We start from the raw sequence: 22,750 nt of genomic DNA, 5'->3' as shown, positions 1-22,750 counted from the left end.
CTGATCAGCGCGGCTCGCTAAGCAGAAGGCGTACGGCACGCATGGCGTCAGGGTACCGCACGGGCCCGGAGCGGGGCCGGGCGCGACCGAACCATGGACAGGGCGGCGGGAGCGCAGGTAAGGCGGAACTCCAGGTTCCAGCATCGGTGTACGCACACGTACGAGAAGTGGGCCATGCAAGAAGCGGGCCACCCTGTATGGGTGACCCGCTTCTCGTACTTCCCTGTGGAGCTAAGGAGAATTGAACTCCTGACCTCCTGCATGCCATGCAGGCGCTCTACCAACTGAGCTATAGCCCCGTGCTGTTTTCCGCCCGGTTTCCCTGGCGACATCGAGAACATTACCGGTGACCCCGCCAGTCCACCAAATCGATTCCCGACCGCTCCGATTTGACCGGTTCCGCGACACCCGGGCCGAGGCCGGCGGCGGCACCGAAGGGGGGTCAGGCCGTGGCGAAGGAGTAGAAGCGCTTGAGCGTGCAGTGCTCCTCCAGCAGCCGACCGTAGATCGGCTCCCCCTCCAGCTCCCGATAGGTCTCGATCGGGTCGCCCTTTATGACCAGCGCCCGAGCGCACTCCTCGCACCAGTACTGGTACTCCGGATTGATCGGGTCCATGTCCCTGACGATGGGCGTACCGCTGCCGCACCAGTCGCATTTCCGCCTGTGTGCACCCATGGGTCAGCTCCGGCTTTGGCCGCGGGCGGTGCATACGAAGAAGGTCCCGCCGCTCTCGGGGGCTGCGCAGAGACCTGGAACCGCGTAGATACCGGGAACCGTGGGGAAATCAGGAACTGCGGGAAGACCGGGAACAAGGAGCAGGTCCGGGACCTCGTGGCGGCTCGCAGGCATCGCGCTCCCTCCCGATCGGTCCGTCGCCCCCTCCGGCGCTCCGATTCTGCCATGACCCCGCAAGAGGGGCAGCCCACCGGAGTTCCGGCCGCTCACCGACGTCGCACGAGCCCCATCACCGCACCTGCCGCAGCGGCGGCCGAGAGCGCGAGGGCGCATACCCACAACGCCTGTCCCGACCCCTGCGCCCCTTGCGTTTCAAGGCGGTTGAGATAGAGCGTGCCGAACGCGGCGACCCCGGTCACCTGTCCCAGCTGGGTGACCGTCACCAGTACGCCGCTCGCATCGGCCGCGTCCTTGGGACTCACGTCCGCCAACGCCCTCGTGAGGGTGGGGCTGAAGCCCAGCGCCAGGCCGGTGCCCATCGCCGCGAAGGCCGCGTACAGCGCGGGCCCACCATCGCCGCCACCACGCATCAGCAGCCCGACGGCCACGGAGGCGGCGGCCACGAGCACGAACCCACCGGGCACCAGGGCCCCTTGGAGGCCGGCGGGCCAGCGCCGCCAGGTCAGTCCGGTCACACCGAATACCAGCGCGGTCGGTGCGAACATCAGCCCCGCGCGCAGCGGCGAGTAGCCCAGACCCCCCTGGACGTGCAGCGTCATGGCGAAGAGGAAGCCCGCGTTGATCGCCATCGCCAGGAGAATGCGCAGCGCCGCTCGGGCGATACCGGGAACACGCAGCACCCTGGGCGCGATCAGGGGCGCGCCACCGCGCGCGGCCAGCCGTGACTCGTACCGGACGAAACCGGCGAAGAGCCCCACGGAGGCGGCCAGGCAGACCTGGGACCAGGCCGGCCAGTCCAGCTCCTGCCCGAGCACCAGGGGGACGGTGAGCAGCGTGACGGCGGCGGCGAGCAGTACCAGCCCCGGCAGATCGAGGCCGCGGGCCCGTGCCTGCACCCTGCCGGGCGCGGTGCGCGGTTCGCGCGGCAGTACACGGATGCCCAGCACCAGCAGCACGAGCCCGATCGGCACGTTGACCAGGAAGACCGGCCGCCAGCCCGCGCCGAACAGATCGGCGCTGACCAGCACCCCGCCGACCACCTGCCCGGCGGCCGCTCCAATGGCGAGCACCGCGCTGTAGGCGCCGAGCGCCCGGATCCGGGCCTCGCCCGTGAAATGGCGCTGGATGAGGCTGAGCACCTGCGGAATCATCACCGCGGCGGCCGCACCCTGCACCAGCCGGAAGGCGATCAGCTGCCCGGTTCCCGCGGCGAGTCCGCAGGCGAGCGAGGCCGCGGTGAAGACGCCGAGCCCGGCCAGATGGGCCCGGCCGTGTCCGATCAGGTCGCCGAGCCTGGCGCCGGTGATGAGCAGCACCGCGTACGTGATGGTGTAGCCGGCCACGATGAGCTGCAACCCGGCTCCGGAGGCGCCGAGTTCGGTGCGGATCGTCGGAGCGGCGACGTTGACGATGAAGATGTCGAGCAGCGCCATGAACTGGGCCGCGAGCACCAGGGCGAGCACTCTCCCGGAACGGTTGTCAGTGGTGGGGGGTTTACTGGTTACGGAATGTGGAGTTGCCTCGGATGTTGTCGTCATGACATCGAGCCTGGCCCCGGCCGAATACGGGTAACGAGAGCCCGCTGATGCTGGTACCGACAGCACCTGGCAACTCCCCTGCGGGTCACCGAACATGGGGGTGTGGCAGCGGTGACGACACATCAGGCGGCGGACCGGGCAGGAGATCGGGCAGCACCCCGGGCGACGCCTCGCTCGACGCCTTCGGCAGGCCGGCACCGGCGGCGTCCGGAGCTCGCCGCGTTTCTGCGCAACCGCCGGGCGCGGGTGACGCCCGCGGATGTGGGCATGGCACCCGGGCTGCGCCGCCGCACCCCGGGCCTGCGCCGCGAGGAGGTCGCGCAGCTCTCCGGCGTCGGCGTCACCTGGTACACCTGGCTGGAGCAGGGCCGCCCCATCAACGCGTCACCGCAGGTGCTGGATGCCGTGGCGCGCACGCTCCGGCTGGACGCTTCGGAGCGCGAACACCTGTACCACCTGGCGGAGGTGGCCTGCGCACCCGGCAGGCAGTCCGACGTCATCGAGGTGGGGCCCGAGATCCAGGGCATCATCGACGCGCTCGATCCGCATCCCGCCGTGGTCTACAACACGAGATACGACATCCTGGCCACCAATCCCGCCTATCTCGACCTGTTCGCCGTCCCCGCGATCACCGGACCGGGGATACGCAACGCACTGTGGACGGTGTTCACGGTGTCCGAGGACGCCTGTCCCGTCGTCCACCGGGCGCAGGAGCTGCCGATCATGGTGGCCACGCTGCGGGGCGCGTACGGGCGCCATACGGGCGAGCCCGCCTGGGAGTCGTTCGTCGAACGGCTCTCGGCCGCCAGCCCGTACTTCGCCGAGTTGTGGCGCAGCGGGGACGTGGCCCCGCCCGGGCCGCGGGTGAAGACCTTCCGGCACCGCGCGGTGGCCGGGGAGATACGGATGACCTCGGTGTCGCTGTCCATCAACGGCCTGCCGGAGTGCCGGATCGTGGCGTACACACCGGCGGACGAGGAGAGCAGGGAGCGGGTCGACGCGCTGCGGCGGCACCGGGAGAGCTGAAGGGCCGAAGGGCAGCGGCGCGGCAAGGCGGCAGGGCGGAATGCAAAGATCCCGCCCCCTGTCGGGGACGGGATCCTGATTGTGGAGCTAAGGAGAATTGAACTCCTGACCTCCTGCATGCCATGCAGGCGCTCTACCAACTGAGCTATAGCCCCGCTGTTCGCTGTGTTTCTCTGCGTTTCCGCGCTGCGAACAAGAAGAACTTTAGCCTGTGACCTGCCGGAAAGTGAAATCCGGCCGGTACCGGGGCCGGGGCGGCCTCAGGTGTCGTCGCCGAGCACCGGCTCGGGCAGCGTGCCGGCGTTGTGCTCCAGCAGACGCCAGCCCCGCGCACCCTCGCCCAGCACCGACCAGCAGCAGTTGGAGAGCCCTCCGAGCCCTTCCCAGTGGTGCGCCTCCAGGCCCAGCAGCCGGCCGATGGTGGTGCGGATGGTGCCGCCGTGGCTGACCACGACGAGCGTCCCGTTCTCGGGCAGCTTGTCGGCATGCCCGAGCACCACCGGGGCGGCCCGGTCGGCGACCTCGGTCTCCAGTTCGCCGCCGCCGCGACGCACGGGCTCGCCGCGCTTCCAGGCGGCGTACTGCTCGCCGTACTGCCCGACGATCTCCTCGTGGGTGAGGCCCTGCCAGGCACCCGCGTAGGTCTCGCGCAGTCCCGAGTCGTGTGCGACTTCGAGGCCGGTGATCGCGGCGAGCTCGGCGGCGGTGGCCGCCGCCCGCTGCAGATCGGAGGCGACGATCGCATCCGGCTTCAACGAGGCCAGCAGCCGGGCGGCCCGCTGGGCCTGCCCGACTCCGGCGTCGGTGAGCGCGATGTCAGTGGAACCCTGGAACCTGCGCTCCAGGTTCCAGGCCGTCTGGCCGTGACGCCAGAGGACGATCCTGCGGCCCCTGCCGCTTCCGCCGCTTTTCAGCTCTGCTCACCTTCCGTGCTGCCGGTGAGCCGGGCGTGCTCCTCGGCCTTCCCGCGGGTCTTGACGGCGTCCTCGGGAAGCGCGATCTCGGGGCAGTCCTTCCAGAGGCGCTCCAGCGCGTAGAAGACCCGCTCCTCGCTGTGCTGGACGTGGATGACGATGTCGACGTAGTCGAGGAGGATCCAGCGCGCGTCGCGGTCGCCCTCGCGGCGCACCGGCTTGGCGCCGAGCTCCTTCTGGAGCCGCTCCTCGATCTCGTCGACGATCGACTTGACCTGGCGGTCGTTGGGGGCCGAGGCCAGGAGGAAGGCGTCGGTGATCGACAGCACGTCGCTGACGTCGTACGCGATGATGTCGTGCGCGAGCCGGTCGGCGGCCGCCTGAGCGGCGGCGTTGATGAGCTCGATGGAGCGGTCCGTGGCGGTCACAAGCAGGCTTTCGTCGGCGGTCAGAGAGACCTCTAGGGTCTCACGGACCGCCGACAGCCCACGCAGCGATTGTTCGAAGATCGAATCGACATCATCCGGGCGGCCGGACCCGGGTCATTTGATCTTGTAGTCCTGGCCGAGCAGTACGGACACGTCCGCGTTCGCGGCGGGCTTGCCCTGCTTCACCACGCTCGTCGGCAGGCCCAGGGTCTTGGCGACCTGCGTCGCTTTCTCCTTGTCCGCCGCGGTCCCGTAGACGACCTCGGACAGTGCCACGGCCCCGGCCGTTCCGCCGCCGACGAAGGTGTAGCCGCCATTGACCAGCTTGACCTGCGCGGATCCCGTGCCGTCCTGGTCTCCGGTGGCGTTCTTGACGCCGACCCGCACCGGTGCGTCCGCGCCGGCGCCCGGAGCCTTGACCGAACCGCCCAGGATGTCCTTGACGACGCTCTCGGTGGCCGCGTCGGTCAGTGATCCGTCGGCCTGCACCGGCAGCACCGCCGTCTTGTAGTCGCCGACCTTGGCGTGCTTGGCGAGCTTCGCCAGCGAGGCTCCCAGGTCCTTCTCGGGAAGCGAGGGGTCGAGGATCTGCGCCAGCGTCTGCACGGTGATCGTGGCGGCCTTCGGGTCGTCCGACATCTTCCGCAGCACGCCGCGCATGACCTCCCCGAACCGCGTGAGCTGCTTCGTCTCGGCCTCGCCCGGCCCGCGGTAGGTGGCGTAGGCGACGGCCATCCGGCCGCTCAGGGTCTGTGCCTCCCCCTTCTTCACCAGGGGGGAGGCGCCCTTCTTCCCGTCCGGCACATCGGTGTCGGTGTCGACCTCGATGTTGCCGACCAGATCGACAAGGGTCTCCAGGTACGGAGTGTCGAGCCGCCAGGTGCCGCTGATGTCGGTGCCGAGCAGGTTGCCGATGGACTCGCGGGTGCCGGTGGTGCCGTCGTCCTTGACGGACTTGCCGAGGGTGGTCGCGACGCCGTCCTCGTCGGCGACCGCGAGCGAGTTGGGGAGCAGGACCGTGGTGCCCTGTTCGGTCGTCACATTGTCGACGAGCAGCGCCGTGGAGGTGCCGCCCTTCTTGGTGTTGTGCAGATGGACCACGATGACGTCCCGTTTCTGCGGGCCCGTCGATGCCGTGCTGTCCTTGTCCGAGCCGGACAGGCCCGGGATCATTCCGGCGGACCAGAGGTAGCCGACACCGCCGACCACGACCAGGGCCACCACGACTATGAGCGCGACCATGCGGTTGCGGCCGCGCCGCCGCGCCTCCTCGCGCCGCTCGCTGCGGCTCTCGGTGAACTTCAGCCAGTCGATGACGTCTTCGGAGTCCTCGTCGGGCTCCTCGATGAAGGAGAACTGCTCGGTGCGGTAGTCGCGGTCGGCGCGGCGCTGCCCGGGGACGGCCGCGTCCGGCTCCGCACCGGGCTCGGGTCCGGGGTCCGGCGGGGCCGGAGCGGCGGGTGCGGGCGGGGCGGGCTGCGGGGCCGCCTGCTGCGGGATGTTCCACTGCTGGGTCGTGTCGACCGCGGCGGGCTGCCGGCCCGTGTCGTAGCCATAGCCGTCATAGCCGCCGTACGCCTGCTGCTGCGGCTGCTGGTGCTGTTGCGGCTGGTGGTTCTGCTGCAGTTGCTGCGGCTGGGACGCGTACGGGTCGTATCCCTGCGGCTGGGCGTACGGGTCGTATCCGTACCCCTGGCCGGCCTGTTGCGGCTGCTGCGGCTGCTGGTTCTGCTGCTGCGGCTGGGACGCGTACGGGTCGTACGGCTGCTGCTGGACGTGCTGCGGCTGCTGGTACACCGGCTGCCCGTACTCGTCGTAGCCGATGATCTGCGGCTGCTGGTAGTACGGGTCGTACGCGTTCTGTCGGTCGTTCACCGGTGCCCCTCTGCGTCGCTCATTCGCCGCGGTACAGCTGGCGCTTGTCGATGTAGCGGACCACACCGTCCGGCACCAGGTACCAGACCGGATCCCCCTGCGCGACCCTCTCACGGCAGTCCGTGGACGAGATAGCGAGCGCGGGAACCTCCACGAGGGAGACCCCGCCCTCCGGCAGTCCGGCGTCCGTGAGCACATGCCCCGGCCGCGTCACGCCGATGAAGTGGGAGAGCGAGAACAGTTCGTCCGCGTCCCGCCAGGTGAGGATCTGGGAGAGCGCGTCGGCACCGGTGATGAAGAAGAGGTCCGCGTCGCCGTGGATCGCGCGCAGGTCCCGCAGGGTGTCGATGGTGTACGTGGGCCCGCTGCGGTCGATGTCGCTCCGGCTGACCGAGAACTGCGGGTTGGACGCTGTCGCGATGACCGTCATCAGATAACGGTCCTCGGCCGGGGAGACGTGCTTGTGGCTCTTCTGCCACGGCTGCCCGGTCGGAACGAAGATCACCTCGTCGAGATGGAACTGGGCGGCCACTTCGCTGGCCGCCACCAGGTGTCCATGATGGATCGGGTCAAACGTCCCGCCCATGACGCCGAGTCGGCGCTTTCCGCGGCCGGTAGGCACTTCCTGCTCTCCCATGCGTGCAGAGCCTACTGGCACAGCTGTACGCCTTCGCCTCAGCGGTCGCGGTTGAAGCGAGTGGTGATCCACAGCAGGAGCAGCAGCGCGATGAACGCACCGCCCCCGGTCACGTACGGGCTGAGGCTTTCGTGGTTGCCACCGTGCTCGCCGCCCTCGGAGGCGAGAGTGACCAGCTGGTGTGCGGTGCTCGTGAGGCTCATCTTCGGCAGGACCTATCGATCGGGAGTCGGAAGGAAGACGTCGCGCACATCGTATGCGGGCGCCCCGGGCACGCTCACGCCGACTCAGTCGTTGTTGTCGTCGTTGCGGTATCCGCGGAGCAGGAACCAGCCGAGCAGCCCGGCTCCGACGAGCGAGGCGAGCAGCACGACACGGAGCGTGTTGCCGGGTCCCTGGGCCCCGGATGCGGCGGCGAGCAGAGCAACGGTGTGCGGCATGTCGGGCGTCTCCTCAGTTGTCCACAGCCCCCCGCACACCGTAGCCCCAGCACCTACGCTGGGGTTTGTCAGGGGGGCGAGCGACATCTCGTACGAACAGGGGGCCCATTCATGACCGAACACAGCAGCGAGAGCCACGAGAACGTGCCGAGCAGGCAGCGCAGGCGTTTCGCAGGGATCTCGTCCCGGGCCTACGAACACCCGGCGGACCGCTCGGCCCTGGTGGCCCTGCGCAAGCTGAGCGGTTTCGACACCGTGTTCAAGACACTGAGCGGCCTGCTGCCCGAGCGCAGTCTGCGACTGCTCTTCCTCTCCGACTCCGTCCGGGTGAGCGACGCGCAGTTCGCCCATCTCAACGACATGCTGCGCGATGCCTGTTACATCCTGGACCTGGAGAAGGTCCCGCCGATGTACGTCAATCAGGACCCGCAGCCCAATGCCATGTGCATCGGCCTCGACGAGCCGATCATCGTGGTGACGACAGGGCTGGTGGAGCTGCTCGACGAGGAGGAGATGCGGGCCGTCATCGGCCACGAGGTGGGTCACGCCCTCTCCGGCCACGCGGTGTACCGCACGATCCTTCTGTTCCTCACCAATATCGCGCTGAAGGTCGCCTGGATCCCGCTCGGCAACGTCGCGATCATGGCGATCGTGACGGCGCTGCGCGAGTGGTTCCGCAAGTCCGAGCTGTCGGCCGACCGGGCCGGGCTGCTCGTCGGCCAGGATCTGCAGGCGTCGATGCGCGGCCTGATGAAGATCGCGGGCGGCAACCACCTGCACGAGATGAACGTGGACGCCTTCCTCGCCCAGGCCGACGAGTACGAGAAGGGCGGCGATCTGCGGGACTCCGTGCTCAAGATCCTCAACCTGCTGCCCCGCTCGCACCCGTTCACCACGGTGCGCGCCGCCGAGCTGAAGAAGTGGTCCGAGACCCGCGACTACCAGCGGATCATGGACGGTCACTACCCGCGGCGCGACGGGGACAAGGACACCTCGGTGACCGACTCCTTCCGGGAGTCCGCGGCCCACTACGCGGACACGGTGCGCACCAGCAAGGACCCGCTGATGAAGCTGGTCGGCGACATAGCGGGCGGCGCCGGGGACCTGGGCGGCAAGCTCCGCGACAAGTTCACCGGCCAGGGCGGAGGCTCGGCCGGCAAGGGCGGTGCTAAGGACGGCTCGGCGGACTCTGCGAGGCGGGATGAGCCGCAGAGCCCTGATGGGCCGGGGACTGAGCCGGGGTCTGCGGGGAGCTGACCGTCAGGGTCCCGCAGAGCGCCGCCGTGGGCCGGCCCGTCGCGTACGGGTCGGTGCCCGCGGGGCCACGAAGGACGGCGTGCTGTCCGGCCAGCAGCGGGCGCAGCGCACCGGTGGTGTCCGCCGGGCACGACTGCGGTCCGGCCTGGACGTAGCTGGTGCGCAGCTCCAGCCGGTGCAGCCGCAGGTCCTCCCGGTCGAAGCGGAAGTGCAGCTCGCGCCGTACGGTGAAGAGCGAGGCGCCGCCCGCCGGTTGGGGTCCCGCGACGGCCGGGCGAAGCGTGTAGGTGAAGGTGTGGTCCGACACCACCTCCAGGGTGTCGGACCCCTCCTCGGTGTAGCTCAGAGTGCCCCGGACCCGGATGTCCGGACCGGCCAGGGCCACCTTCGCCGGGTCGAACCGCACCAGCCACCCGGTCGCGGCATGCCGGCCGTCGTCCCGCGGGTGGTTCATGCTGCGCTCGAACTGGGCCGTCTGATCCGGGTCGAGCAGCAATTCCACCGGGCGCGCAGCGGCGCCGGTGAGCACGTCGGGGTCGAGCGAGGAGGCCACCAGATAGTCCTTGACCGTGGTCAGGGCCGTCGCCACCTGGCTGTCCGTGAAATTGTCGGTCCGCCTGATCGCCGGCAGATTGATGCCTTCGGCACCTGTTCCGAAGTGGGCGGCGGGGCTCCGGGCCAGGAGGGCGGCAGCGGTTCCGCCCGGTACGACACCCTGCGGTGCCAGGGGCACGACGGTCGACCTCAGCGGCTCGGTCCGTCTGCCGACGGGCGCCTCGTAGGGGTGGCGAAGGCCCATGTACACGGCGATCCCGAAGGCCAGGGCAATCAGGAGGATCAGGGCGATGACGGCTCGGGGCCCGTTGCGCAGGCGCCTGGCCGGCAGACTGCGTACGGCGGGGGCGTGGTCCTCCATGCGCTCCTGGGCGGAGAATTCCCGCAGCCGGGCAGCGCGCACGAACGACTCGTCGAAGACGAGTGACCGGTACTCGTCCTCACCACCGCCCGTCGGACTCTCGGGCGGCCCTTCCGGTGGTTCTCCGCGGCCTGCCATGACTTCTCCCGACTCCACGTCATCGACCAGGGCCGAAACGCTTCGCTCTGCTTCGGCCGAATGGCTTCGACAGGGCCTGCCCGTCATGAGTTCGTATGACGTCGCACGACTGCGCATGTACGGACGAGTGAGAAGCCCCCTCGGAGAGAGGGGTCACACCTTCAGGGTAGGTCGATTACGGCCGCGATAAACGCCCAGCCGGGAGCGAACCATGGGGGAAACGGAGAAACAGCCGCCCCACCTGCCGCCCGCCGCCGATGCGCTGCCTGCCCGACACGGTGCCTGCCCGTCGCCGCCCCGCGCTCCCGGTCTGCGCGTGCCTCAGTCCGTGCGGGGGATCGCGGACACCGTGGGGCGCAGATAGCCCGTGGGGGCCGATGGGGTGGCGTCGGGGGCGGAGCCCGGCGCGCTGTCCACGCCGGTCGTGGCGGGCGGCGGGGCGGGGTCCTCGCGGCTGCCCGAGGTGTTCCGGTAGACGGCGCTGAAGGCCAGCGCGACCATTCCGATGCCCATCAGCACGGCGAGCAGCCAGGCCACCGGCCGGTGCCAGCGCGCCGTACCCCGGTAGGGCCGCAGAGCGCCGCCGTGGCGCCCGTAGGGCCCGTTGCCGTAGCCGTCGTCATCGGGGTCCAGCGGGTCGTAGGCGCCCTCGCGGCTGTACGCGCCGGGGCCGTACCCCTCGTCGTAGAGCTCGTCGTCCAGGGGGCCGCCGCCCGCCCGCGCCCGGGATGCCTCGGCCTCGGCGCGCGCCTGGGCGGCCGCCAGCAGCCGCTCCACGGCGGTCGGCTCATGGATCGCGGCGGCCCGTACGAAGTCCTCGTCGAACACCACGGAGGCGAAGTCCTCGTCCGCGCCCCCGCGGTCGTCGTCGGGCTCCCAGCCGTCCGGGAACGGCCTGCCCCCCACGTCGTCCGGCACGGCTCCAGACTAGCCCCGCCGGGACGTTCTGGGCAGGGAGCCCGCAACATTCACCGGCCCCGAAGAGGCCGCTGAAGGCCGCCGAAGGCCGTCCCGAGGTCACCGCACGTGACCGTCGCCCGTGACGATGTACTTCGTGGAGGTGAGTTCCGGCAGGCCCATCGGGCCCCTGGCGTGCAGCTTCTGCGTGGAGATGCCGATCTCCGCACCGAAGCCGAACTGACCGCCGTCGGTGAAGCGGGTGGACGCGTTCACGGCCACCGTCGTGGAGTCCACCAGCTGGGTGAAACGGCGGGCCGCGGCCTGGGAGGTGGTCACGATCGCCTCGGTGTGACCGGAGGACCAGAGCCGGATGTGCGCGACGGCCGCGTCCAGCGAGTCCACGACGGCCGCGGCGATGTCGTAGGAGAGGTACTCGGTCTCCCAGTCCTCCGGCGTCGCCTCGACCACGGTGGCCTTGGAGCCCTCGGCGTGTTCGAGCACCCGCTCGTCTCCGTGGACGGTCACGCCCGCGTCGGCCAGTGCGTCCAGGGCGCGCGGCAGGAACTGCGCGGCGACGTCCTTGTGGACCAGGAGCGTCTCGGCGGCGTTGCAGACGCTCGGGCGCTGCGCCTTGGAGTTGATCAGGATGTCCACGGCCATGTCGAGGTCGGTCTGCGCGTCCACGTAGACATGGCAGTTGCCGGTGCCGGTCTCGATGACCGGCACGGTGGACTCCTCGACCACCGTACGGATCAGCGAGGCGCCGCCGCGCGGGATGAGGACGTCGACCAGGCCGCGGGCCCGCATCAGTTCCCGTACCGAGTCACGGCTCTCGCCCGGGACCAGCTGCACCGCGTCGGCCGGGAGGCCGGAGCCGCCGACCGCGTCGCGCAGCACCCGTACCAGCGCGACGTTGGAGGAGTAGGCGGAGGACGAGCCGCGCAGCAGGACGGCGTTGCCGGACTTCAGGCAGAGGGCCGCGGCGTCGACCGTCACGTTGGGCCGGGCCTCGTAGATGATCCCGACCACGCCGAGCGGCACCCGGACCTGTCGCAGGTCGATGCCGTTGGGCAGGGTCGAGCCGCGGACGACCTCGCCCACCGGGTCGGGCAGCGCCGCCACGTCCCGCACATCGGCGGCGATGGCGCGGATCCGCTCCGGGGTGAGGGTGAGCCGGTCGATGATCGACTCGCTGGTCCCGGCTTCGCGGGCGCGGGCGACGTCCTCGGCGTTGGCCGTGACGATCTCGCCCGTCCGCACCTCCAGCGCGTCCGCGATCGCCAGCAGTGCGTCGTCCTTGGCCGCGCGCGGCAGCGGCGCGATGTCCGCTGCGGCGGAGCGTGCCCGGTAGGCGGCCTGGGCGACCGGGGACATGTTGTCGTACGGCGAGAGCGTGGTCATGCCCGCAGGGTAGTGCGCACACTGCGGGCATCCGTCACTTATCCCGTGATGCGAGACGGCCAGGGGGTGTCCGGCGGATCACGCTGCGACCCGGCCATGATCCGCCGGACAGGCCCCGGGGCCGGGACAACCGTTTTGGCAGCGGGTGCGGGCTCAGTACGGGTGCACTCCGACCGGAGCGGCCGGGGGCGGCCCGTACCCCTCCGCGACGCGCTGATGGTACGTCTCGCGGTCGATGACCTCCAGGCCGACGATCTCCCAGGGAGGGAGCCTGGCCGTGGAGCGGTGCTCGCCCCACAGCCGCAGCGCGACGGCCGCCGCGTCGTGCAGATCGCGGGCCTCTTCCCAGTAGCGGATCTCCGCGTGGTCGTCGGCGTACCGGCTGGTCAGCAGGAAGGGATGGTCGTGCGCGAGCTGTTCGAGTCCACGTCTGATCTCCGTCAGGGGAGTGGCGGCTCCCGAGACGCTGAGCGTGATGTGCCACAGCCTCGACGGGGTGCGTTCCTCCTTCGCCACCGTCTGCTCGGACCCGGTGGTCCGGTCGTCCCCTCGCTCCTTGGTCCGGCTCCCGTCGAAGCCGGCACCTGCTCCGACGCTGGTCAGGGCCCGGCCACCCGTTCCTCGGGGCGGCGCCCCCGGGCGCGCTCGTCTCACCGGCGGCCTCCTGTGAATGCGTTTACTGTGCTGTACCCCGCTGTTTCCCCGTTACAAAGTTGACCAGCCCGCGGCCGGGGATGGGGCGGTTTTCGTGAAGGTCCCTGCCCCGAGGCTGGACTTTCAGTCGTTTCAGGGCTGTGTCAGGAGTGCAGTACGACCAGATCGTCCCTGTGTACGACCTCGCGCTCGTAGGCCGGACCGAGCTCCCGTGCCAGCTCGCGGGTGGAGCGGCCGAGCAGCTGCGGGATCTCCTTGGCGTCGAAGCTGACGAGTCCGCGGGCCACCGGCCGGCCCGCGAGATCGCGCAGTTCCACCGGGTCACCGGCGGCGAACTCGCCCTCGACCGAGGCGATTCCGGCGGGCAGCAGCGAGCTGTGGCGTTCGACGATCGCCTGCACGGCCCCGTCGTCGAGGGTCAGTGAGCCCTGCGGGGTGGAGGCGTGGGCGAGCCAGAGCAGCCGGTCCGCGGAGCGGCGTCCGGTGCGGTGGAAGTACGTGCCGGTGTCGCGGCCGGCCAGGGCGTCGGCGGCCCGGCTCGCCGAGGTGAGGACGACGGGGACGCCGGCGGCCGTGGCGATCCGGGCGGCCTCGACCTTGGTGACCATGCCGCCGGTGCCGACGCCCGCCTTCCCGGCGCTGCCGATGGTGACGCCCGCCAGGTCCTCGGGACCGGTCACCTCGGCGACCCGTGAGGTGCCCGGGGTGCTGGGGTCGCCGTCGTACAGGCCGTCCACGTCCGAGAGCAGGACCAGCAGATCGGCGCGGACGAGATGGGCGACGAGCGCGGCCAGCCGGTCGTTGTCGCCGAACCGGATCTCGTCGGTGGCGACGGTGTCGTTCTCGTTGACGACCGGGAGCGCGCCCATCTCCAGGAGCTGGTCGAGGGTGCGGTAGGCGTTGCGGTAGTGGGCGCGACGGCTGGTGTCGTTGCTGGTCAGCAGGACCTGGCCGACGCGTACGCCGTACCGTGCGAAGGAGGCGGTGTAGCGGGCGACGAGCAGTCCCTGGCCGACGCTGGCGGCGGCCTGCTGCCGGGCCAGGTCCTTGGGGCGGCGCACCAGTCCGAGCGGGGCGAGCCCGGCCGCGATGGCGCCGCTGGAGACGAGCACGATCTCGCGCTCCCCGCCGCTGCGCACCTTCGCCAGCACGTCGACGAGCGCGTCGACACGGTCCGCGTCGAGGCCGCCGGCCGCAGTGGTGAGGGATGAGGAACCGACCTTGACCACGATCCTGCGGGCCTCTGTGACGCCCTGCCTTGCCCCTGACACTTCCATCCCCAATGATTCGGCTCGCCCGGCCCCCGCAATCTACGCGAGCGGCGGATCCGGCGCCCGTGCGTTCCGCCCTCTGGACCTCTGCACCTCCGGGCGGATCCGCCACGGTCCGGCAGTTCCGCCGCACCGGCCGTTCATGCGTGCGACCGCGCGCGTATACCGAAGGTCCCGGGACTCCTCGGGCGGTATCCACACACTGTCGGCAGGATCACGCCGACCCCGGCATGCGCAACCATCTCGGCATCTCGACCATCTAACAGCCGATAGGGTGCACGGCGGGTGGCTTCCTATGCCCATTTTCAGCAGTGCAGGCCCCGCATCCGCCGCCGGCCAAAGGGACTTCCAACAGACATGGGACAGCAGCAATGCCAGTCAAAGTAAGTGTCGTCATTCCTGTATACAACCCGGGCAAGTACATCGACCCCTGCATCGACTCGCTGCTGCGACAGACCCTCCCCGCAGGGGAATTCGAAGTTCTTTTCGTCAACGATGGCTCGACGGACGACACTCGTGAGCGACTTGAGAAACTGGCCGGGGAGCACCCGCACTTCCGTGTGATCACCATTCCGAACTCCGGCTGGCCCGGAAAGCCCCGCAACATCGGTGTGGACGAGGCGAAGGGCGAGTACGTCCAGTTCGTCGACCAGGACGACTACCTCGCCTCCGGCGCCCTGCAGCGGCTGTACGACATGGGCCACCGCAACGGTTCGGACATCGTCATCGGCAAGGTGGCGAGCAACTTCCGCGGCGTCCCGCACGGTGTGTTCAAGAAGAACCGCGAGAAGTGCACCCTGCACGACGCGCCCCTGTACGACAGCCTCACGCCGCACAAGATGTTCCGTACGGAGTTCCTCCGCGAGAACGGCATCGCCTATCCCGAGGGCAAGCGCCGGCTCGAGGACCAGCTCTACATGATGCAGGCGTACTTCCCCGCCAAGGTCGTATCGATCCTCGGCAACTACACCTGCTACTACTACTCCCGCCGGGACGACGGCCAGAACGCCGGATCCGCGAAGATCGTCCCGTCCGGCTACTACGGCAACCTCCGCGAGGTCCTCGACGTCGTCGTGGAGAACACGGAGCCCGGCGAGTTCCGGGACATGCTGCTGCGCCGCTTCTACCGTGTCGAGATGCTCGGCCGGCTCAGCGAGCCCGCCGTCCTCAAGTACGACCCCGCGTACCTGGACGAGATGTGCGACGCCGTCCGGGACCTGGCCACGGACTTCATGCACGACGGGGTGCACGACGGGCTCGGCCCGGTGCTCCGGCTGCGCTCCACGCTGCTGCGCAACGACGACCGCCAGGGCCTCGTCCAGGTCTCCCGCTTCGCCGCGTCGGTCAAGGCGGCGGCCCGCCTGGAGAAGTTCGCCTGGCGGCCGGACGGCAGGATCGACCTCACCATCAGCGGCCGCCTCGTCCACGGCGAGGACCAGACCCCGCTGACGCTGCTGCGCCGCGACGGGCGCTACTTCCTGCACCCCGACATCACCGAGGGCCTGCTGCCGGACGGCGAACTCCTGGACGTCACCGACGACATGGCCGGATTCTCCGCCGAGCTGTCGCTGCGCAACCGCGAGACCGCCGTCGAGTGGTCCTGCCCCGCGAGCTTCACCGCCCGGGTCGAGGAGCTCGGCGACGACGTCTGCGAGGTCGTCCTGCACGGCAGCGGCCAGATCGGCTCGGAGGCGGCCCAGGGCCGCGGCCGGGTGTCGCGCGGCTTCTGGGACGTCTGGGTGCCGCTGCGCGGTCTCGGTCTGGTCCGCAAGGCCCGGCTCGGCGCCGACTGCGCCCCGGAGGTGGACGCCGCCTGCCTGCCCGCCTCGCTGGGTTCGCCGGCCCGTGCCGTCATTCCGTACTTCACCGACCCGCACGGCAACATCACCCTCGACGTGGCCGGCCGCGCCAAGAGGCTGGCCGAGTACCTCGAAGGCCGTCCGGTCCGCCGCTCCCCCTCCAGCCCCACCGAACTGCGGCTGGACCTGTTCACCACGTCCGCCACCGTGCCCTCCGCGACCACCCTGGTCCTGAGTCCGGCGGACGGCGCCGACGGGCCGTCCCACCAGCTCCGCACCACGCTGCGGCCCACCGACGGCCGGGCCCACCTCACCGTGCCCGACCGCGCCCCGGGCGTCACGCCCGGCACCTGGAAGCTCGCGGTCCGGCTGGACGGCGACAAGCACCCCGCGTTCCACCTCTGCGACGTCACCGTCGGCAAGGGCGGCCGGATCACCGTCCCCCGGACCATGCCCGCGATCGAGGCCGAGATCATGCAGGGGATCGTCGGCAGGCGCCGGAAGGCGAAGCTGCGCCGCGCGCTGCGCACCGTCGGCGGTCCCCTCGTACGCAGGCTCCCGGCCAAGAGCCGCAAGCGGGCGCGGCGTCTCGCCGCCCGGTTCACCGGCTGACCGCTCCCCGTACCTCCGTACGCTTCCCACCAGAACACACCGGCCGGGTCCATCGGCCATGAGCGACAGAACAAGGACGTGATCGCATGCGGCAGCTCTCCATCACAGGGGCCTGGGTGCATGAACCCAAGGTCTTCCCGGACAGCCGCGGCAGCTTCCACGAGTGGTTCAAGGCGTCGGAGCTCAGCGAGGCCGTCGGCCACACGCTGCGGCTGGCGCAGGCCAACTTCTCCGTCTCCAGCCGGGGGACGCTGCGCGGGGTGCACTTCGCCGACGTGCCGCCGAGCCAGGCGAAGTACGTCAAGTGCGTGCGCGGCGCGGTGCTCGACGTCATCGTGGACATCCGGGTCGGCTCCCCCACGTACAAGCAGTGGGAGGCCGTCCGGCTCGACGACGTGGACCACCACTCCGTGTACCTCGCCGAGGGCCTCGGGCACGCCTTCATGGCGCTGACGGACGACGCCTCGGTCGCCTATCTGTGCTCCGAGGGCTACGCGCCCGGCCGCGAGCACGGCATCAACCCGCTCGACCCCGAGCTGGGCATCGAGTGGCCGCAGGGGATCACCCCGCTGCTGTCCGACAAGGACGCCGCGGCGCCCTCGCTGGCCGAGGCCGAGGAGCAGGGCCTGCTGCCCTCGTACGAGGCGTGCCAGGAGTACTACGCGCAGCTGCGGGCCCGCGGCTGAGCCGTCCGGGCCGGTACGCCGAAGCCCCCGTGGTCCGTACGGATCACGGGGGCTTCGCGTCGTCCGGGTGCGGTCAGCCCGTCACCGACTCGATGCGCGAGCGCAGCGGCGCGAACGCCGAGCGCGGGCGGCGCAGGTTGCGGGCGCGGGCCAGGGCCGGCCAGAAGTCGGCGCGGAGCAGTGCCTCGGGACGGACCGCGTTCTTGCGGACGAGCACCTCTTCGGGCACGTCCTGCGGGTCGGGTACGACGAACTCCTCGATGATCTTGTCGTACTCGTTCTTGAGGACGTTGTTCTCCGGGTCGGCGCCGAACACGGCGACCACGCCGGTCGGTTCGGTGTCCACCTCGACGACCAGCAGATCGGGACGGTAGCGGCGCAGCACCTGCACCACCTTGTACACATCGCCGGTCCAGTACTTGGTGTGCCGGTCGCGGGCCGCCTCGTCGACGTCGCGCGGCAGCATGTCGTCGAGCACGATCACGCTCGACCAGCGGGAGTGCTTCTCCACGTTCATGAAGTCGCGCAGGGCGTACTCGAAGAGGTGCATCCCGTCGATGAAGGAGAGCTCCAGCTTCGGGTCTCCCCCGAGGACGTTGAGCGCGTCGCGGCGGGCGAGGGCGCGGAACGGGTTCCGGCCGTTGCGCAGGTGCAGCAGCGGGTCCTTGCGGGCGAAGAAGTCGTCGCTCGTGGCTCTGACCAGGTGGACGTCACAGCTGATGTCCGTCACGACCCGGAAGGCGGGGTCGACGGCGACGGAAGGGACCCGCGAGAGGGCCAGGCTTCTGCCGTCGTTGACCCCGATCTCCAGATAGTTCCGAGGCCGGTAGACGCGGTGCAGATGGCGCAGGAAGTCGTGGCGGTTCACGTGGAGCTGCCCTTCGGAGGAAACCAACTGGTCTGGTTCCCGGCGAAGTTACCTCATGACCGCACTGTGATGTAAGCGTTCTCCCCGATGTAAACCTGCGTTATGGATTTCTCTGAAATTCGACGTGATTCGATCAGCTATAGGATCAACTGATGATCAAGGCCGTGGTGATCAGGGCCGTTCTGCCGCGACAAGTGCCGGAAATGCTTCTTCAAGTGCCGCCCGCCAGTCCCGGACCGGTTCGATCCCGGCCGCGGCCCAGCGGTCGTGGCCCAGCACGCTGAACGCGGGCCGGGGGGCCGGCCGTACGAAGGCTTCGCTGGTCGTGGGGCGGACCCGCTCCGGGTCGGCGCCGAGCAGCCGGAAGATCTCCCGGGTGAAGCCGAACCAGGTCGTCTCGCCGCCACTGGTGCCGTGGTAGACGCCGGCCGGAGCACTGCCCGCGAGGGCGGCCAGCCCCAGCCGGACCAGCCGGTCGGCCAGATCGACGGTCCAGGTGGGCTGACCGCGCTGGTCGTCCACCACGTCGAGGGTGTCCTTGACGCCCTCCAGCTTGATCATCGTACGGACGAAGTTGCCGCCGCCCGCGCCGTACAGCCAGGCGGTACGGACCACGTAACCGGTCTCCGGCAGGGTGCTCAGCACGGCCTGCTCGCCGGCCAGCTTGGTACGGCCGTAGGCGCTGCGTGGCCCGGTCGGGTCGTCCTCGGCGTACGGCTTCTCACCGTCACCGGCGAAGACGTAGTCCGTGGAGACCTGGAGGAGAACGGCGCCGTGTTCGCGGCAGACCTCGGCGAGGACGGCGGGGCCCGTGCCGTTGACCCGCAGCGCGGCGTCCTCCTGGGACTCCGCGTCGTCGACCGCGGTCCAGGCGGCGCAGTTCACCACGACGGCGGGGCGGTGCTCCGCGAAGGCCGCCCGTACCGACTCCGGGTCGGCGACGTCCAGTGCCGCCCGGTCCGCGGCGACGGCGGTGACGTCCTCACCGGCCAGCCGGGTCAGGACGTCCTGGCCCAGCATCCCGGCGGCTCCGGTGACCAGCCAGACGGCGCTCACAGGGCGGCCCGGTCCTTCAGCGGCTCCCACCAGGCGCGGTTGTCGCGGTACCACTGCACGGTCTCGGCGAGGCCGGTGCGGAAGTCCTTGCGGGGCTCGTAGCCGAGCTCCTCGCGGATCTTGGTGCAGTCGACCGAGTAACGGCGGTCGTGGCCCTTGCGGTCCTCGACATAGGTGACGCTGGTGTCCCAGTCGGCGCCGCAGGCGTCCAGCAGCAGGCCGGTGAGCTCCTTGTTGGAGAGCTCGGTGCCGCCGCCGATGTTGTAGACCTCGCCGGCCCGGCCCCTGGTGCGGACCAGTTCGATGCCCTGGACGTGGTCGTCGATGTGCAGCCAGTCGCGGACGTTGGCGCCGTCGCCGTAGAGCGGGACCGTCTTGCCGTCCAGCAGGTTGGTGACGAAGAGCGGGATGACCTTCTCGGGGAAGTGGTGGTGCCCGTAGTTGTTGGAGCAGCGGGTCACCCGCACGTCGAGGCCGTGGGTGCGGTGGTACGAGAGCGCGATCAGGTCGCTGGACGCCTTGGCCGCGGAGTACGGCGAGTTGGGCGCGAGCGGGTGGGTCTCGGGCCAGGAGCCCTCGTCGATCGAGCCGTAGACCTCGTCGGTGGAGATGTGCACGAAGGTCTTGATGCCCGCCAGGTGCGCGGCGTGGATCAGGGTGTGGGTGCCGACCACGTTGGTACGGACGAACTCGGCGCCGCCGTCGATGGAACGGTCCACGTGGGACTCGGCGGCGAAGTGCACCACCTGGTCGTGCTCGGCCATCAGCTTGGCGACCAGCTCCGGGTCGCAGATGTCACCCTGCACGAACCGGAAACCGGGGTGGTCACGCACCTCGTCGAGGTTGGCCGGGTTGCCCGCGTAGGTGAGCTTGTCGAGCACGGTGACGGCGATGTCGCCGGGGCCCTCGGGGCCGAGCACCGTACGGACGTAGTGCGAGCCGATGAAGCCGGCGCCGCCGGTCACCAGGATGTTGGTGGTCATGAAGAGATCTGCACCTTGCTGTGGTCGCCGAGCACGAGTCGGTGGGCGGACGGGGAACGGGGGGCGGGGGTCACTTCGACGTCACGGCCGATGAGCGACGCCTCGACGCGGCGGACACCGGCGATGGAGGCGCCCCGCAGAACGATGGAGTACTCGATCTCGCTGTCCTCGATGCGGACGTCCTCCGAGACCGAGGTGAACGGGCCCACGTACGCGCCGCTGATCACCGAACGGGCACCGATGATCGCGGGTCCGACGATGCGGCTGCCGCTGACCTTGGCGCCCGGCTCGATCCGGACCCGGCCGATGATCTCGCTGTCCGCGTCGACGTCGGCACCCTCCTGGAAGGGCTCGACGGCCTCCAGGACGGTCCGGTTGACCTCCAGCATGTCGGTGACGTTGCCGGTGTCCTTCCAGTAGCCGCGGATCGTGGTGGAGCGCACGTCGCGCTTCTGGTCGATCAGCCACTGGATGGCGTGCGTGATCTCCAGCTCGCCGCGCCAGGACGGCTCGATCGAGCGGACCGCCTCGTGGATGGCGGGGGTGAAGAGGTAGACGCCGACGAGCGCCAGATCGCTCTTGGGCTGCTTCGGCTTCTCCTCCAGCGCCGCCACCCGGCCGTCGGCGTCGAGCTCCGCGACGCCGAAGGAGGTCGGGTTGGGCACCTGCGTCAGCAGGATCTGCGCGTCGGGCCGGTCCGCGCGGAACCCGTCCACCAGACCGGTGATCCCGCCGACGATGAAGTTGTCGCCGAGGTACATGACGAAGTCGTCGTCGCCCAGGAAGTCACGGGCGATCAGCACCGCGTGGGCGAGGCCGAGCGGCTCGTCCTGCGGGATGTAGGTGACCTCGATGCCGAGCGCGGAACCGTCACCGACCGCCTCGCGGATCTCGGGGGCGGTGTCCCCCACGATGATGCCGACCTCGGTGATTCCGGCTTCCGCGATGGCTTCCAGCCCGTAGAACAGCACGGGCTTGTTCGCCACCGGCACCAGCTGCTTGGCCGAGGTGTGTGTGATGGGACGCAGGCGGGTGCCGGCCCCTCCGGATAGTACGAGAGCCTTCACGTGACCAGTCCCCATGGTGTTCTGTCGGTCCTGTCGCGGGCGCGACGTCCGAACGATTTTACTGAGCTTTTCTGAGTGTTCTTCAGCGAATCGGTCCCGCGGGTTCGCCCCGGGTCCGCCCCGCGGACGCGCGGCTGTCACTCCACGGTCAGCCGCGCCTTCCATCGCCGCACGTCACGGCGCATCCTGCGGACCACCCGCCGGGACAGCGAGGCCCGGCGGGCGGCGACCTTCGGCTGGTCGATGCGCTTGCCGTCGTGCCAGTCCGGCACGGTGACCTCGTAGTCGGAGTCGGCCAGGCCGGCCGAACGGTCGCGGAAGTGCGGGTACGCGAGGTAGAGCGTCCGGCCGTCGCGCGAGTGGACCACGTCCGGGACGGTCTTCGCCCGGATGTACCGCACCATCTCGATGAGCAGGTCCATCCTGCCCCGTGCCACACAGGCGAGACGCAGCCGCTCGGACACCTTGATCAGCCGGGCCACGCCGTCGTCCCAGTACGCGTCCATGAGCGGAGCCGCGAGTTCCATCTTGTGCCGCCGGACTTCCTCGGAATCCTTCAGCACCACGGGGCCGAACTGCTGGAGCATCCCGACGGTGAAGGGCCGGACCATGAGGAAGTCCCTTTTCGGGCCCGCGGGCTCGATCCGGTGAATGAGCGCCATCATGGCGCGCATCGACTCGAAGCGCCATTCATAGGTGCCGCTCTTCGTGACGTGCTTCCCGTCGTCACGGCCCACCAGGTAATAGCAGACGTAATTGGAGATCACCGAGACCCCGGCACCCCGTAGATATGCCTCCATCGTGAAGAGGGCGTCCTCGCCGGTCCTGAGATTCTCGTCGAATCTCAGGGCGAGTCGTTCCAGGAGTTCACGCCGGAAGAGCTTCTGGGCACTCAGGGTGTAAATGACCTTGGAGTTGTAGACGTCGACCCTTTCCTTGGTGGCCCGCCACATCGACTGCGGCGCCCCACGGTTCACGCCGACCACCTTGCCGAGCACCACATCGGTGCCCGCCCGGTCGGCCATGGCGACCATCCGCTCCAGGGCCTCGTCACCGAAGTAGTCGTCGGCGTCCAGGAAGAACACATAGCGGCCGCGGGCCAGGCCGATCCCCACATTGCGCGGCCCGCTGGGCCCACCGGAGTTCTTCTGTCTGACCACTCTGGTCGGGACCTTCGACCGCGCGGCGAATTCCTCCAGGTACTCGCCCGTTCCATCGGTGGAACCGTCATCGACCGCGACAATTTCGATGCGGTCGGCGCCGAGGGTCTGCGCCTCCACCGATTCGAGACAACGGATGAGGTAGGGCATCGCCTCATATGCACCGACAACCACAGTCACGTCAGGAATTTGCGTCTCGTTCACACAAACAGAAGACAGTCGGCCCGGCCCGTTGGTTGTCCCACGCCACACGGCCAAAAGGTGACAC

General features: G+C 69.8%; 22 protein-coding genes and 2 tRNA genes. 4 read left to right on the top strand and 20 right to left on the bottom strand.

All coding sequences use genetic code 11. From position 1 onward, the window contains the following. Positions 1-226: 226 nt before the first annotated feature. The 3 genes from ACFYY1_RS02115 to ACFYY1_RS02105 all read right to left on the bottom strand — a co-directional run bounded on the left by ACFYY1_RS02115 (position 227) and on the right by ACFYY1_RS02105 (position 2,394). Positions 227-299: transfer RNA gene (locus ACFYY1_RS02115), tRNA-Ala, on the bottom strand. Positions 300-442: 143 nt separating this feature from the next. Next, positions 443-676, bottom strand: a complete 234-nt coding sequence (locus ACFYY1_RS02110; protein ID WP_093897076.1) for a hypothetical protein — start codon at positions 674-676, stop codon at positions 443-445. Between the two features lie 266 nt (positions 677-942). Then, on the bottom strand, positions 943-2,394 hold the full coding sequence (locus ACFYY1_RS02105) for an MFS transporter (protein WP_388579583.1): 1,452 nt from the start codon (positions 2,392-2,394) through the stop codon (positions 943-945). A 111-nt stretch (positions 2,395-2,505) separates the two neighbouring features. On the opposite strand from ACFYY1_RS02105, the gene ACFYY1_RS02100 reads away from it, so the two are divergent. After that, positions 2,506-3,420, top strand: a complete 915-nt coding sequence (locus ACFYY1_RS02100) for a helix-turn-helix transcriptional regulator (RefSeq protein WP_388579581.1) — start codon at positions 2,506-2,508, stop codon at positions 3,418-3,420. An 82-nt stretch (positions 3,421-3,502) separates the two neighbouring features. On the opposite strand, the gene ACFYY1_RS02095 is transcribed toward ACFYY1_RS02100, so the two are convergent. From ACFYY1_RS02095 to ACFYY1_RS02065, 7 genes are all read right to left on the bottom strand, one after another. Then, positions 3,503-3,575 (bottom strand) — tRNA-Ala (locus ACFYY1_RS02095). A gap of 105 nt (positions 3,576-3,680) precedes the next feature. After that, positions 3,681-4,334, bottom strand: coding sequence for a histidine phosphatase family protein (locus ACFYY1_RS02090; protein ID WP_388581434.1), 654 nt, complete (start codon positions 4,332-4,334; stop codon positions 3,681-3,683). After that, complete coding sequence (gene rsfS, locus ACFYY1_RS02085; RefSeq protein WP_124717755.1) at positions 4,331-4,762, bottom strand: ribosome silencing factor; 432 nt, start codon at positions 4,760-4,762, stop codon at positions 4,331-4,333. Before rsfS ends, ACFYY1_RS02090 begins: the two co-directional genes overlap by 4 nt. A gap of 114 nt (positions 4,763-4,876) precedes the next feature. After that, positions 4,877-6,637 carry an LCP family protein gene (locus ACFYY1_RS02080; RefSeq protein ID WP_388579578.1) on the bottom strand — a complete coding sequence of 587 codons (1,761 nt, stop codon included), beginning with the start codon at positions 6,635-6,637 and terminating at the stop codon, positions 4,877-4,879. Positions 6,638-6,656: 19 nt separating this feature from the next. Beyond that, positions 6,657-7,274, bottom strand: a complete 618-nt coding sequence (gene nadD / locus ACFYY1_RS02075) for a nicotinate-nucleotide adenylyltransferase (protein WP_124717753.1) — start codon at positions 7,272-7,274, stop codon at positions 6,657-6,659. A 38-nt stretch (positions 7,275-7,312) separates the two neighbouring features. Continuing rightward, a complete protein-coding gene (locus ACFYY1_RS02070) occupies positions 7,313-7,477 on the bottom strand; it encodes a hypothetical protein (RefSeq protein ID WP_164495212.1) in 165 nt (54 codons plus the stop codon). Between the two features lie 84 nt (positions 7,478-7,561). Further along, on the bottom strand, positions 7,562-7,714 hold the full coding sequence (locus ACFYY1_RS02065) for a hypothetical protein (RefSeq protein ID WP_388579574.1): 153 nt from the start codon (positions 7,712-7,714) through the stop codon (positions 7,562-7,564). Between the two features lie 111 nt (positions 7,715-7,825). Between ACFYY1_RS02065 and ACFYY1_RS02060 the strand changes: the two genes are divergently transcribed. Beyond that, positions 7,826-8,971 carry a M48 family metallopeptidase gene (locus ACFYY1_RS02060; RefSeq protein WP_388579571.1) on the top strand — a complete coding sequence of 382 codons (1,146 nt, stop codon included), beginning with the start codon at positions 7,826-7,828 and terminating at the stop codon, positions 8,969-8,971. Here ACFYY1_RS02060 and ACFYY1_RS02055 read toward each other — a convergent pair. The 5 genes from ACFYY1_RS02055 to proB form a co-directional block, all read right to left on the bottom strand. Continuing rightward, positions 8,883-10,025 carry a hypothetical protein gene (locus ACFYY1_RS02055; protein WP_388579569.1) on the bottom strand — a complete coding sequence of 381 codons (1,143 nt, stop codon included), beginning with the start codon at positions 10,023-10,025 and terminating at the stop codon, positions 8,883-8,885. The two genes, ACFYY1_RS02060 and ACFYY1_RS02055, sit on opposite strands and share 89 nt — an antisense overlap. A 321-nt stretch (positions 10,026-10,346) precedes the next feature. Beyond that, on the bottom strand, positions 10,347-10,943 hold the full coding sequence (locus tag ACFYY1_RS02050; RefSeq protein ID WP_388579566.1) for a hypothetical protein: 597 nt from the start codon (positions 10,941-10,943) through the stop codon (positions 10,347-10,349). A gap of 99 nt (positions 10,944-11,042) precedes the next feature. Then, positions 11,043-12,326, bottom strand: coding sequence for a glutamate-5-semialdehyde dehydrogenase (locus ACFYY1_RS02045; RefSeq protein ID WP_388579563.1), 1,284 nt, complete (start codon positions 12,324-12,326; stop codon positions 11,043-11,045). A gap of 153 nt (positions 12,327-12,479) precedes the next feature. Then, positions 12,480-12,980 (bottom strand): hypothetical protein, encoded by a 501-nt coding sequence (locus ACFYY1_RS02040; RefSeq protein ID WP_388579560.1) that lies wholly within the window; start codon positions 12,978-12,980, stop codon positions 12,480-12,482. Positions 12,981-13,123: 143 nt separating this feature from the next. Next, positions 13,124-14,209, bottom strand: coding sequence for a glutamate 5-kinase (gene proB / locus ACFYY1_RS02035; RefSeq protein ID WP_388581431.1), 1,086 nt, complete (start codon positions 14,207-14,209; stop codon positions 13,124-13,126). A gap of 413 nt (positions 14,210-14,622) precedes the next feature. Between proB and ACFYY1_RS02030 the strand changes: the two genes are divergently transcribed. After that, positions 14,623-16,662 carry a glycosyltransferase family 2 protein gene (locus ACFYY1_RS02030; protein ID WP_388579558.1) on the top strand — a complete coding sequence of 680 codons (2,040 nt, stop codon included), beginning with the start codon at positions 14,623-14,625 and terminating at the stop codon, positions 16,660-16,662. A gap of 86 nt (positions 16,663-16,748) precedes the next feature. After that, positions 16,749-17,348: a dTDP-4-dehydrorhamnose 3,5-epimerase gene (rfbC, locus tag ACFYY1_RS02025; RefSeq protein ID WP_388579555.1), complete on the top strand. Its 600-nt coding sequence runs from the start codon at positions 16,749-16,751 to the stop codon at positions 17,346-17,348. Positions 17,349-17,421: 73 nt separating this feature from the next. On the opposite strand, the gene ACFYY1_RS02020 is transcribed toward rfbC, so the two are convergent. The 5 genes from ACFYY1_RS02020 to ACFYY1_RS02000 all read right to left on the bottom strand — a co-directional run bounded on the left by ACFYY1_RS02020 (position 17,422) and on the right by ACFYY1_RS02000 (position 22,632). Next, positions 17,422-18,216 carry a class I SAM-dependent methyltransferase gene (locus tag ACFYY1_RS02020; protein ID WP_266733080.1) on the bottom strand — a complete coding sequence of 265 codons (795 nt, stop codon included), beginning with the start codon at positions 18,214-18,216 and terminating at the stop codon, positions 17,422-17,424. A gap of 171 nt (positions 18,217-18,387) precedes the next feature. Beyond that, positions 18,388-19,272, bottom strand: coding sequence for a dTDP-4-dehydrorhamnose reductase (gene rfbD / locus ACFYY1_RS02015; RefSeq protein WP_388579552.1), 885 nt, complete (start codon positions 19,270-19,272; stop codon positions 18,388-18,390). Further along, on the bottom strand, positions 19,269-20,255 hold the full coding sequence (rfbB, locus tag ACFYY1_RS02010) for a dTDP-glucose 4,6-dehydratase (RefSeq protein ID WP_266915881.1): 987 nt from the start codon (positions 20,253-20,255) through the stop codon (positions 19,269-19,271). Before rfbB ends, rfbD begins: the two co-directional genes overlap by 4 nt. After that, positions 20,252-21,322, bottom strand: a complete 1,071-nt coding sequence (locus tag ACFYY1_RS02005; protein ID WP_388581428.1) for a glucose-1-phosphate thymidylyltransferase — start codon at positions 21,320-21,322, stop codon at positions 20,252-20,254. Before ACFYY1_RS02005 ends, rfbB begins: the two co-directional genes overlap by 4 nt. 137 nt (positions 21,323-21,459) lie before the next feature. Continuing rightward, positions 21,460-22,632, bottom strand: a complete 1,173-nt coding sequence (locus ACFYY1_RS02000) for a glycosyltransferase family 2 protein (RefSeq protein ID WP_388581425.1) — start codon at positions 22,630-22,632, stop codon at positions 21,460-21,462. Between the last annotated feature and the right edge of the window lie 118 nt (positions 22,633-22,750).

It is taken from the genome of Streptomyces sp. NPDC001890, from assembly GCF_042891445.1.
GTDB lineage: Bacteria > Actinomycetota > Actinomycetes > Streptomycetales > Streptomycetaceae > Streptomyces.
Note: the sequence above shows the minus strand (reverse complement) of the source record. Positions and strands in the feature narration are given on the sequence as shown.